General features: G+C 68.9%; 12 protein-coding genes. 4 read left to right on the forward strand and 8 right to left on the reverse strand.

Features of this window, described 5'->3' with window-relative positions; translation table 11 throughout:
• The first annotated feature begins 65 nt into the window (after positions 1–65).
• Positions 66–815, forward strand: coding sequence for an SDR family oxidoreductase (locus tag V9K99_RS32155; protein WP_337005783.1), 750 nt, complete (start codon positions 66–68; stop codon positions 813–815).
• Here V9K99_RS32155 and V9K99_RS32160 read toward each other — a convergent pair.
• A complete protein-coding gene (locus tag V9K99_RS32160) occupies positions 775–1,941 on the reverse strand; it encodes an MFS transporter (protein WP_337005782.1) in 1,167 nt (388 codons plus the stop codon). The genes V9K99_RS32155 and V9K99_RS32160 overlap by 41 nt on opposite strands.
• Positions 1,942–2,077: 136 nt before the next feature.
• On the opposite strand from V9K99_RS32160, the gene V9K99_RS32165 reads away from it, so the two are divergent.
• The 3 genes from V9K99_RS32165 to V9K99_RS32175 are packed head-to-tail and all read left to right on the forward strand — an operon-like array spanning position 2,078 to position 4,743.
• Positions 2,078–3,055: an ArsR/SmtB family transcription factor gene (locus V9K99_RS32165; RefSeq protein WP_337005780.1), complete on the forward strand. Its 978-nt coding sequence runs from the start codon at positions 2,078–2,080 to the stop codon at positions 3,053–3,055.
• A 26-nt stretch (positions 3,056–3,081) separates the two neighbouring features.
• Positions 3,082–3,729, forward strand: a complete 648-nt coding sequence (locus V9K99_RS32170) for a hypothetical protein (RefSeq protein ID WP_337005778.1) — start codon at positions 3,082–3,084, stop codon at positions 3,727–3,729.
• Positions 3,730–3,774: 45 nt separating this feature from the next.
• Positions 3,775–4,743, forward strand: coding sequence for an EamA family transporter (locus tag V9K99_RS32175; protein WP_337005775.1), 969 nt, complete (start codon positions 3,775–3,777; stop codon positions 4,741–4,743).
• 109 nt (positions 4,744–4,852) lie between these two features.
• On the opposite strand, the gene V9K99_RS32180 is transcribed toward V9K99_RS32175, so the two are convergent.
• The 7 genes from V9K99_RS32180 to V9K99_RS32210 all read right to left on the reverse strand — a co-directional run bounded on the left by V9K99_RS32180 (position 4,853) and on the right by V9K99_RS32210 (position 13,115).
• Complete coding sequence (locus V9K99_RS32180; RefSeq protein WP_337005774.1) at positions 4,853–6,004, reverse strand: alanine--tRNA ligase-related protein; 1,152 nt, start codon at positions 6,002–6,004, stop codon at positions 4,853–4,855.
• A 215-nt stretch (positions 6,005–6,219) separates the two neighbouring features.
• The gene (locus V9K99_RS32185; protein WP_337005771.1) at positions 6,220–7,338 is read right to left on the reverse strand and encodes a glycosyltransferase family 4 protein; all 1,119 of its coding nucleotides are present in this window, start codon (positions 7,336–7,338) and stop codon (positions 6,220–6,222) included.
• Positions 7,335–8,603 (reverse strand): M48 family metallopeptidase, encoded by a 1,269-nt coding sequence (locus tag V9K99_RS32190; RefSeq protein WP_337005769.1) that lies wholly within the window; start codon positions 8,601–8,603, stop codon positions 7,335–7,337. The genes V9K99_RS32185 and V9K99_RS32190 overlap by 4 nt, the downstream gene beginning before the upstream one ends.
• The gene (locus tag V9K99_RS32195; RefSeq protein ID WP_337005767.1) at positions 8,596–10,068 is read right to left on the reverse strand and encodes a hypothetical protein; all 1,473 of its coding nucleotides are present in this window, start codon (positions 10,066–10,068) and stop codon (positions 8,596–8,598) included. The genes V9K99_RS32190 and V9K99_RS32195 overlap by 8 nt, the downstream gene beginning before the upstream one ends.
• Positions 10,069–10,166: 98 nt before the next feature.
• The gene (locus V9K99_RS32200; RefSeq protein ID WP_337005766.1) at positions 10,167–11,216 is read right to left on the reverse strand and encodes a C40 family peptidase; all 1,050 of its coding nucleotides are present in this window, start codon (positions 11,214–11,216) and stop codon (positions 10,167–10,169) included.
• A 216-nt stretch (positions 11,217–11,432) separates the two neighbouring features.
• Positions 11,433–11,651 carry a hypothetical protein gene (locus V9K99_RS32205; RefSeq protein WP_337005764.1) on the reverse strand — a complete coding sequence of 73 codons (219 nt, stop codon included), beginning with the start codon at positions 11,649–11,651 and terminating at the stop codon, positions 11,433–11,435.
• 153 nt (positions 11,652–11,804) lie between these two features.
• On the reverse strand, positions 11,805–13,115 hold the full coding sequence (locus V9K99_RS32210) for an NYN domain-containing protein (protein ID WP_337005762.1): 1,311 nt from the start codon (positions 13,113–13,115) through the stop codon (positions 11,805–11,807).
• Positions 13,116–13,234 lie beyond the last annotated feature (119 nt).

Consider the following 13,234-nt stretch of genomic DNA (forward strand, 5'->3'; position numbering starts at 1 on the left):
CAGGGTATGGCGGACCACCCAATCGATCTTTCTGTACGGCGCTCGGCCCGGCTGGACTGGGTGCCATGAACAACAACGAAGTCGCCCTGGTCACGGGCGGGAACAAAGGCATCGGCCGCGAGATCGTTCGGCAACTCGGCACCCGCGGATTCACGGTCTATCTGGCCGCGCGGAACCCGGCTCTCGGCTCGGTCGCGGCGGACGAGCTGACCGGCGAAGGACTCGACGTTCGGTTCGTGCAGCTTGATGTGACCGATGTGGATTCGGTCGAGTCGGCCGCCAAGCAGGTCGAGGCCGATTCGGGTCGGCTCGACGTACTGGTGAACAACGCGGGGATCGTGTCGGAGTGGGGCGGCGACGTACCGGACATCACTGCGGCGCAGGTGCGTGAAGCGTATGAGGTGAACGTGTTCGGGGTGGTGACGGTGACGCGGGCGTTCGTGCCGTTGCTGCGGCAATCGCCGAACGCGCGGATCGTCAACCTGTCGAGCGGCTTGGGCTCCTTGGAGTTGCTGTCGGAGCCGGACGGTCGGATGGCCGCGCAAGGGCTGCTCGCGTACAGCTCGTCCAAGGCGGCGCTCAATGCGTTGACGCTCATCTACGCGCGGGCATTGCGGGCGGACGGCATCAAGGTGAACTGCGCGAACCCGGGTCTGGTTCCGACCGATCTGAACACGGCGGCCTCGGTGCCCCGCGGGGACCGGACGACCGCGGACGGCGCGGCGGTGCCGGTTCAGCTCGCCACCCTTCCGGCCGACGGGCCGAGTGGGGTGTTCAGGGGGCCTGGAGCGCTGGACGAGGTGGTTCCTTGGTGAGTGCCTGACGGGCGAGCAGGAGGGTGATCGTCGTACCGAGGATGCCGGCGAAGGCGATGGTGAGGTTCGGTTTCAGGAAGGTGCCGACCAGGCCGGCGAGGGCGATGCTGAGGCCCTGGATCGCCATCAGGCCGCTGGTCTGAACGGTGAAGAGGCGGCCTCGGTACGACGGGTCGACGGTGGCGAGGATCATCGGGTCGATCGCCTGGTTGAAGGCGTACCCGGCACCGGAGATCGCGAGCAGGACGGCGGCCAGTGCGATGGAAGGCGTTGCCAGGAAGGCGATTGCGGGGATCTGGCTGGCGATCAGGAGTGGGACGACGACCCGTCGCCGCGTGGTAGGGGTGAACCGCGCGACGACGAGCTCGCCGAGTACTGTGCCAGCGGCGTAGCCGGTGAACAGAGCGCCGGCGGATGCGGCTGCTGTGCCGGCTTGGGCGGTGTAGGCGACGGCTAGACCGTCGGGTACCGAGGAGAAGGCGGGCGCGATCCAGGTCAGCAGGATGAGCGTGCGGAGCCGCTTGGTGGTGAAGAGGTAGCGGAGACCGGTTAACGAGTCGCTGACTGTGTTGCGATGGCGCTGACCGGGCGGGGTGTACGGCGTTCCGGCGCCGATGAGGAGTGCGGACGCGGCGAAGGTCGCGACGTCGAGCGCCAGGAGCCAGGTGGGGCCGATCGCGGCGACCGCGATCGCGCCGAGGGCGAAGCCGGTCAGCACGGTCAGCTGGCTGATTGCCCGGAGCAACGATCGGCCGATCGGGAAGAGGTCGGCGGGGAGCAGGTGGGCCAGGCTGGCGGCCCGGGCGCCGGCGAAGATCGGCGCGATGATGCCGGTCAGCAGGAGAAGTCCCAGGAGAGCGCCGACGGGGAGGTCCGGGATCAGCATGAGGCCGATGCAGAGGGCGCTGAGCAGGTCGCACACCACCAGGACCCGGCGTGCGGGGAAACGGTCGGCGATGGAGGACAGGACGATCCCGCCGAGTGCGTAGGGCACGAACGAACACACCAGGACGAGCGCGGAGAGAAGCGGGGAGCCGGTCCGCTCGAACACGAGGATGGACAGCGCCACCTGAGCCGCGATGGTCCCGACCATGGAGACGGTGTGGGCGAGAAAGATGTTCCGCATCCCAGCAACCCCAAGCACAGCGCGGTAGCCGGTCCGACGAGTTCGGGATGGTTGGCGGATTGTGGTCACGGGTTGAGGGTGTCTGGGGCGGGTGGGCTCGGAGTAGAGTTTTGGGTGTGGCCGAAAGTTCTGGGCGATGACGGTACTGCGGTTCACGCAGGGGGATGCGTTGCGGTGCCGGTTCGGGGCCTCGCCGTTGTGGGAGACGATGTCGGCGGTGCGGGTGCTGAACGGCTCCAAGCACCGGCCGTTGTACACGCCCTGGATCACCGCGAAGGCTGACGTCGCGGCCAAGCTCGACCTGCGCGGACTGAACGCGGTCCAGCCCCGCGTCGGCTTCACCCCCGACTTCCTGACCCCACCGCCGAAAGCGTCACGCGCCAAGTTCGCCACCGAGATCGCCCGGGTCCGCAGCACGCCCTTGGACCGCGTACGGACCGAACTGATCCGCTCCCGCGACGAGCTCAACAACCCCGGCGCGGCCGAGATCAACCGGATGCTCGAGGACCTCCCCGGCACCAGGGAACGGCTGGCCGACGAGATCGAGAGCGCCTGGACCACCCTGATCCAGCCCGACTGGCCACTCATCAGCCGAGTCCTCGAGGACGACATCGCCTACCGCGGACAGCAACTCACCGACGGCGGCCTGGCGGCCTTGTTCGACGACCTGCACCCGACGCTGACCTGGGAGGACGACCGCCTGATCGCCACCCGGTACCGCGAACCCGGCCGCGAACTCACCGGCCAAGGACTCCTGCTCGTCCCCGGTGTCTTCGCCTGGCCGTACCTGGTGATGGTCGTCGACCCGACGTACCAGCCAACGGTCGTCTACCCAGCACGCGGTGCGGCCCGGCTGTGGTCCGATGCCCCCGCTCCCCCGGACCCATTGGCCCGTCTGCTCGGCCGCACCCGCGCAACTCTGCTGGTCGCACTCGACCCGCCGGCAACGACCAGTGCACTCGCCGCGCAGTACGGATTGGCTCTGGCAACGGTTGCCGAGCATCTGTCCGCGCTTCACGGTGCCGGGTTGGCGACCAGACGACGTACGGGCCATCAAGTGCACTACCGCCGTACCGGGGTAGGACAGGCAGTGGTCGACGCCTCCGTCGGTTGAGGACTGCGGCGGGTCAGAATGCTTCAGTGAACAATGTGCGTCACATTCGGCGGTGGCCGGCTTCGCTGGCAGTGGTCGCGGCATTGGTGTTGCAACTGATCGTGCCGACGGAGGTTGCCGCGCTGCCGCGGTGGATCATGCCGGCGCTCGGTGCGGCGCTGCTGGTGCCGCTGGTGTGGGCCAATCCGTTCCATCTGCACCGGGACGAGCCTTGGCTGCGGTGGGTCGAGTTGGTACTGCTCGCCGTACTCGTGCTCGTCAACGCGTTCTATCTGGCCGGCCTGGTCTTCTACCTGGGCTCCGGCGACGCCAACAACGGCATGGTGCTGGTGAAGGCGGCGTTGCTCATCTGGGTGACCAACGTGGTCGCGTTCGCGGTCTGGTACTGGGAGGTGGACCGGGGCGGGCCGTTCGCCCGGGCGCCGGAACACGAGCGTGAGGCCGAGCGGGCCGACCTGCTGTTCCCGCAGATGACGGTCGACCTGCCGGGCTGGGAGCGGTGGCTCCCCGGTTTCACCGACTATCTGTTCGTCTCGTTCACCGCGGCGACCGCGTTCAGCCCGACCGACACGATGCCGCTGACCGCCCGGGTGAAGACGCTGATGGGGATCCAGTCGGCCGTCTCGCTGCTCACCGTCGCGGTGATCGCGGCCCGCGCGGTGAACGTGCTCTGAGACGGCACTCGACAGCCATGTAATGAGCATGAGAGTGTTATGCCCATGTACAGCACGAAGTCGGTGGGGCTAGGTTTCGCCGTGTTCTCGGCGGTGACTTTCGGTGGTTCGGGGCCGTTCGCGAAGGCGCTGATCGGGGCCGGTTTCACCCCTGAGCAGGCCGCCTGGCTGCGGATCCTGGGCGCCGCGGCGCTGCTCATCCCGCTCGTGCTGATCTTCCGCGGAGTGGCCGGCCTGCGTTCCGCTCGGTCGTCGTGGAAGGCGCTCGTCATGTACGGGCTGACCGGGATCGCCGGCTGCCAGACGCTGTTCTTCATCGCCGCCAGCCGGCTGCCGGTCGGGGTCGCGCTGATGCTCGAGTTCACCGGGCCGGTGCTGGTGGTCGCGTGGCTGAAGTTCGGCCAGAAGATCGCCGTACCTCGGACCGCCGCGGTCGGTGTCGGGATCGCGCTGGTCGGCCTCGCGACGGTGGTGGAGATCTGGTCCGGGCTGAAACTCGACGTGGTCGGCCTGATCGCCGGACTCGGTGCGGCCGCGTGCCAGGCGACGTACTTCATCCTGATCGACAAGCTGACCGGCGCCGCGGATCCGTTGGTGATGACCGCGGCCGGCAGCGTGGTCGGCGCGGTGGCGCTGACCGTGATCTCCACGCCGTGGGGTATCCCGTGGCACGCGCTGGTCGACACGATCGCGATCGGCGACCGCTCCGCGCCCGGCTGGGTGCTGGCCGGCTGGCTGATCGTCGTCAGCACGGTCGTCGCCTACCTCGCCGGCGCCGCCGCGGTGCAGCGGCTGTCGGCCGCCGTGGGTGGTGCGGTCGCGTACGTCGAGGTCGTTGCCGCGAGCATCTTCGCCTGGATCCTGCTGAACGAGACGCTGCGCACCAACCAGATCATCGGCGGCGTGATCGTCCTGGCCGGCGCCTTCGTCGCCCAGTCATCGGTCGGCAAGGTCGCCCCACCGGAGATCCCCGACTCGGACACTCCGCGCACCCTGGACCCGGCCGGCGTGTAGCGCGTACGGAAGGACGGGTAGTCGTCCGCCGCTCGCGCGGCTGACACGCTCACGTCAGCCGAGCCGAGGCCGCTTCCGGCTGCTACTACCCGTCCTTCGGCACGGCACCTCACCGCAGCGAATCCACCAACTCCCGCGGCAACCCATGCGTCTCGTGGAGGTAGTCGTAGTCGGTGTCGTCGAGGGACTTGTGGAAGCGCTCGTGGCTGAGGACCTTGCGGCCGCGGTCGAGCAGGTTGCTGAACCGGATCTCCTCGTCGATCAGGATCCGGCGGACCAGCGTGACCACCTCGCCCTGGTGGAAGTGGTTCAGCGTGTGCTCGAACAGCTCCATCGGCAGGTCGGACAGCGTGCGTGACTCGTCGTCGCGCCACAGGATGGTGAGCACCCGGCGGATCAGCCGGCGCAGCACGTACCCGCGGCCGGTGTTCGACGGGTGCACGCCGTCGCCGACGATCACGATGCTGGACCGCAGGTGGTCGATGACGATCCGCTGGGATTCCTCGTCGAGGCGCCACAGGCCCGGAATGATCCGCATCCAGGGCTCGAACAGCGACGTCTCGTAGACGGAGCCCTTGCCCTCGAGCAGCATGGTCAGCCGCTCGAGGCCGAGGCCGGTGTCGATGTTCTGCTGCTGCAGGGGTTCGAGCGATCCGTCGTCGTGGCGGCGGTAGCGCATCATCACGTGGTTCCACACCTCGACCCAGCGCTTGTCCGTGCTCGGCGTACCCTCCGGGTCACCCTCGCCGGTCCAGACGAAGATCTCCGAGTCGGGACCGCACGGACCGGTCGGGCCGTTCGACCACCAGTTGTCCTCGGTGGTCAGCTCGATCGGCAGCCCGAGCTCCTGCCAGGTCCGCAGCGACTCCTGGTCCATCGGGACCTGGCCGTCGCCGCCGAACACGGTCACGTACAGGTGCCCGGGATCGATGCCGAAGCCGTCCCGCAGCAGCTCGAAGCCCCAGCGCAGGGTCTGGCTGCTGCCGTAGTCGCCGAGCGACCACGAGCCGAGCATCTCGAACACGGTCAGGTGGGTCGGGTCCCCCACCTCGTCGAGGTCGGTGGTTCGCAGGCATCGCTGGATGCCCACGAGTCTGCGTCCCAGGGGATGAGGTTCCCCTTCCAGGTACGGCGTGAGTGGATGCATCCCCGAGGTCGTGAAGAGCACCGGATCACCGAGTCGTGGAATGAGCGTGGACCCGGTGGTCGGAACGTGGCCGCGGTCGAGGAAGAAGTCGATGAAAGTCCTGCTGAGGTTCATGGTTCTGGTCCTTTGGTTCATTGACCGGAACCAGACCACCGGGCTGCAGAAACAACAAAACCGGCGAACCGTTTCCGGTCGCCGGTGGAGTTTGAGAAGTCAGGCAGCGGCAGCCGGGGAGCAGTAAGCTCGTACGGCTGCAATAAGTCGGGACATCCGCTGCATGTCGGCCAGAGTACACGCATCGCCGGGTCTGTTGTCCAGCCCGTTCCCGATCACATGTCGAGCAATTCCCGTAGTACGGCGCCACTCCCCGACCACGACCAGCTCTCGCGGACCCAGTCCCGGCCCGCCGCACCCATCGCCTTCGCCTTGGCCGGATGGGTGAGCAGAGCAACGAGCCGGGCGGCGACAGCGGGCGGGTTGTACGGGTCGACCAGGTACCCGGTCTCGCCGTGCCTGACCGTGTCCGCGGCTCCGCCGGAGTCCCCGATCACGACCGGCTTCCCGGTGGCGGACGCCTCGAGCGTGACGATCCCGAGCGCCTCTGGCTCCAGCCCGAACCGCCGGGTCCGGCACGGCATCGCGAAGACGTCCGCGGCATCGACGTACGGCGGGATGTCGGCCCACGGCACCGGCCCGGTGAACACCACCGACGACTGCACGCCCATCGCCGAGGCCAGTCCTTCGAGCCGCTCGCGATCAGGTCCGCCGCCGACCAGGAGCAGCATGGCGGACGGTACGGCGGCCAGCACCCGGGGCCAGGCGCGGATCAGTGTGTCCTGCCCCTTCCGTGGGATCAGCCTCGATACGCAGGCGACCACCGGCACGCCTTCGAGCCCAAGTCCCTTACGCACCTGGTCTCCCCCGGAGTCCGGGAAGAACCGGTCCGTGTCGACCCCGGGAGTCAGGCGCCGCATGCGTCGTACCGCGGCCGGGGACAGCGCCGGCGCGATCTGCTCCGCACACCACGACGACACCGTCGTCACGGTGTCGGCCGCGTCGCCGATCCGCCGCAGCGCCTGGCGTGCGCCGGGCACACCCGCCCACCACGTCTCGTGCCCGTGCGTCATCGCGACGATCCGCCGCGCCCCAGCCCGTCGCAGCGCCGGCCCCATCAGGCCGAGTGGCGCGGCCGCCCCGAACAGCACCCGATCCGCGGTGTGCTCCCGCATCAGCCGTACGGCGTACTTCGTGATCCGGGGCGTCGGCAGCAGCATCGTCGTACGGTCTCGCACGATCGGGAACGGCAGCTGTGCGTCGTACGACGTGTCGCCCGGCGAATGTGACGTGTAGACGACGACCTCGGGAAGCTCGTCACACAGGGACCGGACGAACGTCTCGATCCCACCCTGGCGAGGCGGGAAGTCGTTGGTGACGACGAGAACGGTCATCGCTGGACCAACGGTGGCACGGACGTGCCGTGCTCGGCCGCCCAGGCCCGGCCCATCGCGATCCGCTCGGGTGAGGTCGGGTGGCTGGCGAACATCCAGTACCGCCACCGGCGCGGGTCCAGCCCCGAGATGTTCGTGACGGCCAGATCGTGCTGCATGGCGACGAAGTCGCGCGGATCGTTCGTCAGCCGGAGCGAGTGGTAGTCGGCCCTGGCCTCGATCCGGCGGCTGACCAGGTTCTGCACCGGGGCGGAGAGCGTCGTACCGGCGGTGATCATGGCCAGTAGCAGCGCGGTCCGGCGCGGATCGGACATGCGTGCCCCGAGCAACAACCTCAGCACCGTCACCGCGAAGGCGCTGCCGAGCACACCGATCAGAGTGCCGTGCAGTACGTCGTTCTCCGCGGCGTGACCGAGCTCGTGCGCTACCACGAGCCGGACCTGGGCGGGTGGCGTGTCCTTCAGCAGGGTGTCGTAGACGACCAGCCGCCGGGTCGAGCCGAAGCCGGAAACATAAGCATTCAAGGCGGTTGTGCGCTTGGACGCGTCCGCGACCAGGACGTCCTTGACCGGTACGCCGTCATCCGCGGCCAGCTTCATGAAGTCGTCGCGCTGCGGCCCGGCCGGCATCGACGTGAACTCGTTGAACCGCGGCTCGACCAGCACCGGGTACGCAAACGACACGCCGAGCACGAGCACCGCACCCGCGATTGCCGCAGGCAACCACCACCAGGTGCGCCAGCGTTTCGCCAGCCCGATCAGGCCGACCGCGATCACCGCGAGCGCGAGTGTCATCAGCAGCCAGTTGACCGCGCGATCGCGAGTCCACAACCCCCAGTCCTGCACCGACAGGCCGTACTTCCGGGCGACCCGCTCGGCCATCACATCGGTCGGCACCGTGATGAGGCTGGTGAGAAGCCCGAGACCGGCCACGAGCAGCGGTACGACGACGTACCAGCGGCGGATCCGGATCACGTCGTACAGGCGGCGGCCGAGCGGGCTGAAGCCGATCACCAGCGGGACCAGCACGGACAGCACCCACGAGGTGGTTGACCACGGCAACAACTCGTGCCGGAACGCGTTCTGGCGGGCGATCTCGGCGGCGGTGAAGTCCAGCGTGGCGTCAGGCTCGGGCAGGTCGATCAGCTGCCACGGTGTGGTGACGACGATGACGATCGTGAGTGCGGCGGCGAGGGCAACGGCGACAACGCGTGGCGTCCACCGAGCGGCCGCGGGTGGTGTCCACCGTGCGGCCGCCTCAGACACCGGCGAGCCTCTTGAGGTACAGCTGCCACTCGGCGACGAACTCCTGCTCGGTCATCCCGAGCACGGACTTGAAGGCGTCGGCCAGCCCGGTCGAGCTCTTCGACGCGTGCACGGCCCGGTAGAACTTCACCAACTTGGCCTGTCCCTCCCGCTCGGCGATCAGCCGGCAGGCGAGCCAGGCCGACTCATAGGCCTGGGGCAGCTCCGCCGACGACGCGGCGAACGCCTCCGGCGCCGGCAGCGTGGCCGGCACCCTGCCCGCCCGGACCGCCTTGAACAACTCCTTCGCCGCCGACTCGTCCTGCACGGGTACGGCGGTGAACGCGACGTAGTCCGCGAACCCCTCGGCCAGCCACAACGGTACCGGCGAGGCGGTCGCGGTCGACGCGACATGGGTGGTCTCGTGGGTCAGCACGATCTTGCGGCCCTGTTTGCCGAGCTCGTCGAACAGCTTGGGGTTCGCCACGATCCGCACCGGCGCACCGGCCTGCGGGGTGTCCAGCTCGGCCATCGTGACGGCCGCGATCTGGGTGTACGTGTTCGGCTGCGCGCCGAGCACGTACTCCATCTGGGCCTGCTTGGCGGGCAGGTAGATGACCACCTTCTGCCGCCAGTTCCGGCCCCACACCTTGCTGACCGACTCGACCGCACGATCAGTGACAGAGGCGTAGCCCTCCGCGTCCGACTCCGAATCGAGGCTGATCACCAGGCTGCGGTGCCCCTTGGCCACGTCGATCGGGCCGAGCGCCCAGATAGGCCGCCGCTGACCGGCCACGAACCGCTCCGAGAAGGAGGCTGCATACGTCGTCCCGTCGCGGGTGACGAAGGTGACCGGCAGGGTCTCCCGGGCCGGCTTGGCGTCGTACCCGGTGAGCTGCCAGGAGACCTCGACCTGGGCGAGCCAGGACTCGCTGCCGCCGAGCGCGGCCTGGCGGTCCGGGGTGAGCGCCGCGGTGTCGTCGCTGACGTAGCGGAGCTGGAAGCTGCCGAGCGGGAGTTTGCCGAGGTTCGCGAAGATCGTCCGGGAGCTCTCGCGGAACTCGGTCGCCTTCGGGTCGATGGTGGCCAGGAACGCCGACCGGCTCTCGTCCTCGACGGCCGTGGCCATCTTCTGCAACACGGCTCCGCCGACGGAGGCACGCCGTACGCCCTCTGCGGCCTCGTCCGGTGTCGCCGAGGTCTGCGGGGACTGTGCGGTGGTCGGAGCGCCTGGATCGGCGGGTGCGTTCGCGATCTGGCGCAGACCGGCGTACCCGGCTCCGGCGACCAGGCAGATGGCGACGCCGAGCGCGACCTTCTTCACGATCGGGGCGAACGTGGGCGAAATCCGGCGCCCGTCATCGGCCCGGTCGGCGGTCTCCGGGGCCGCGGGCACCGCGGGCACCGCGGGCAGGGGCACCGTGTCGCTCTGTTCGTCGATCACCTCGGCCCCTCGCTGCTCACCTGCCCCAGTCAGGCGGGACACTACGTGCCTCCTCTGACAGTAGAGCACTCGGATGGTGGTGAAACGACTCGGCTCCGGGGGTGAGACCCCGGAGCCGATGAGTATGACAAAGCTATGGTTCAGCCCGGACGGACCGCGGTGTTGTACGGCATCAGGTCGACCGGGTCGGTCTTCACCGGCTTGCCCGGGCGGCTCGCGTGCACGATCCGGCCGTTGCCGATGTACATCGCGACGTGGCTGATCGGCGAGTAGTAGAAGACCAGGTCACCCGGCATCAGCTGGCTCTTGCTGATCCGGCGGCCCTCGCTGGCCTGCGCCTTCGACGAGTGCGAGAGCGAGACACCTGCCTTGCCCCAGGCGTACATCGTCAGTCCGGAGCAGTCCCAGGAGCTCGGTCCGGTGGCACCCCACACGTAGCTGTCGCCCAGCTGCGCCATTGCGGCCTGTACGGCGATCCCCGCGCGGCCGTTGGCCGGCACCGGCAGGTCGTCCATCCGGTCGCCGTCCCGGCTCGGGCGCTCGTCCCGGGCCTCCTCGGCTTCCTTCTCGTTCTCCGCCTGGATCCGGGCCCGCTCCGCGTCGCTGAGCTTGTCGAGCACCTTCTCGGCGGCGTCCAGGTTGGTCTGGATCTGCTTCTTCAGGGCGTCCTGCTGCGCCTGCACGGCCTGCAGCGCGGACAACTCGGTCTGCTCGCTGGCCTGCAGGTCACCCAGCTTGCCCTGGGCCTGCTGGTAGCGGCGGAGCGCCGAGTTCTGCTGGCCGGCGAAGGCCTGGGCGGTGGAGGCCTGGCTGAGGAACTGGTCGGGGTTCGTCGACAGCAGCAACTGCGCCGTCGTCGTCATCCCGGAGGTCTGGTACCCGGCGACCGCGAGGGAACCGATCTGCCGCTTCACCGCGTCCACCTGGCTCTGCTGCTTGGCGATGGCAGCCTGCAGGGCCTTCACCCGGGCGCTCGACGCGCTGATCTGCCCGCGCAGGTCGTTGGCCGACTCACCGGCCGTCTCGGCCTTGTGCTGCAGCGCGGCGACCTGCGCCTTCGCCTGCTCCAGGGTCGGCTTCGGATCAGCGTCCGCCGCTCCCTGGATGAAGATCACGCCCGCGACGACAGCGGTGCTGGTGATGGCGGCGAGGGCGATTCCCTTGGTGCGGTTGATGCGTCCGGTGGACACAGCCCGGTCGGTCCCTTCCTCTGCTCGCGCCGTCCCCATTGACCACGCCGGCCGCAACGGAACTTACGCTGCGGGACCTGGCGGGTCACCCATCGGCTTCGTGCTGCCCGGTCGGTCTGATCGGCCGACACCCTGAGGCAACGAGAGGTAACAGTAGTGACCGTTTCGTGACCAGTGCAATTCGCCCCTCGGGTTTGATCCAAAATTAACGAAGGATCACCCCGACCCAACGGCCGTTTCGCCTTCCCCGTCAGGGGGTTCGGGCTGAATGCTGCTTACAGCGTGTACCAGGCGTAGCGGCGGTACCAAACCGGACTCGGCCAGCGCGTCCAGCGCGGCCTTCTCGTCGTCGTCGATCCGGAGCGTGCCGGCGCGTTCGGCCGAGAACCCGAGCACCACCGTGACCACGCAGTCCTGGCAGCCAGGACCCCTCATCACACAAGCGTCGCAGTCGATCAGCACAACGTCCTCCAAAGTGGGGAAGCACCCGGACTTGCATCCGGCTGAGAAGGACGCTAGAGACCCCCGCCGACAATTTGTGCGAGCCGACATGCCCGGGCTGGGTGGGGGGTGCCGGCAGTTTTGGGTTCAGGCGCGGGCGATCCGTGAGATGAGCGTGGTTGCCGAGAGTGAGCGGGCACCCATCGCGATGATGCTTTCGGCAACTTCGCGATCGGTCGAGACGACAACGATCGGGCGGCCGGGCGGTTCGGCCCGGACCAGTTGCCGGATCACCTCATCGGCGATCACGCCGGCCGGGCTGAACCGGACCCGCACCCCGCGGGGCGGATTCAGTTGCACCGGGCCCGAAAGTTCGGCGCCGTCGAAGACCACGGTGACCTCGATGCGACGCTGTGCGACCAGCGCCCCGAGTGCGGTCACCAGCCGCTGACGCTGCGAATGCAGCGGTGAGTTCGGCCATGCGGTCTTCGTCACGTTGTAGCCGTCGATGATCAGATGCACCTGCGGCAACGACAGCAACTCGTCGAACAACGCCGGATCGTCGTCCGGCGCCGTACGCCCGACCGGTGCGGCCGAAGGCTCCATCCCGGCCACGGTGTCGGCCGGGCGCAGCTCTCCCCCGGGCGGCAGGGCCAGCTCGCGGCGGAGCCCGCTCGCTGCCTCGAGCAACGTGTCCAGGAGCAAGCGGGTCCGCGTCGTCGCGAGTTCGCGTTCCTGTCCCGCCGTACGACGGGCTGCGTGTTCGACTGCTTCGAGTTCGGTGATGCGGGCGCGGAGTTTGCGCAGCTCACGGTCCACTTCGGCGCGGGCGGCGTCGACGCGTTCGTCGGCCGTCTCGGCTTCGGTGGTGCGTTGTTCCAGGTCACTCTGCAGACTGCTGATCCGCTGCCGCGCCTCGTTGAGTTTGCGTCGCAGCGTGACGTTCTCGGCCTTGAGCTCGTTGACCTGTTCGCGGAGCCGTTCGCGGACCTGCCGGGTCTCGGTCCGCGCCTGGTCGAGTTGGTCGGACAGCCTGCTGACCACCTCCTCAGAGGCGCGCGGCGCCTCGAGCGGCACCTGTGCGGCGGCCGCGGCGATGCGCTGTTCCCAGTCGTCCGGGCGGAGCAGGTAGGCCAGCGCGGCGACCTCGACCGGGTCCGCGGCCGGTACTGGTACGCCGTCCGCGACCGCATCGCCGAGCTCCGGGTGCTCCCGCCGTACCTGGAAAGCCGTCAGCCGGCGGAAGTGGTCGTCGGTCTCCAGGATCGGCCCGAGGACGGACGCCGAGAGCTTGGCCCGTTTGGCCGGCGCGAAACTGGCGAACCGGCGCAGCGGCGCCGGGATGTCGGATGCCGGCAACTGGCCGAGAGCCTGGGCGGCGAGGGCGAGAACCCGTTGCCGGACCGGTTCGGGCAAGGAGGTAGCGGCGGAGCTCGCGGCGGTGCCTGCCTCAGTCACCGGTCCGCAGTCCGGCCCGGACGAAGGTCTGGCACGGAGCACTCACAGCGCTTGGCCAGTGACGCAGACCACAACGCCCCGGCACTGAGGCCGGTTTCGCGGTAGTCGCCTGTGTACGC

Origin of the sequence: Kribbella sp. CCNWLW201 (assembly GCF_037203805.1) — a bacterium.
GTDB lineage: Bacteria > Actinomycetota > Actinomycetes > Propionibacteriales > Kribbellaceae > Kribbella.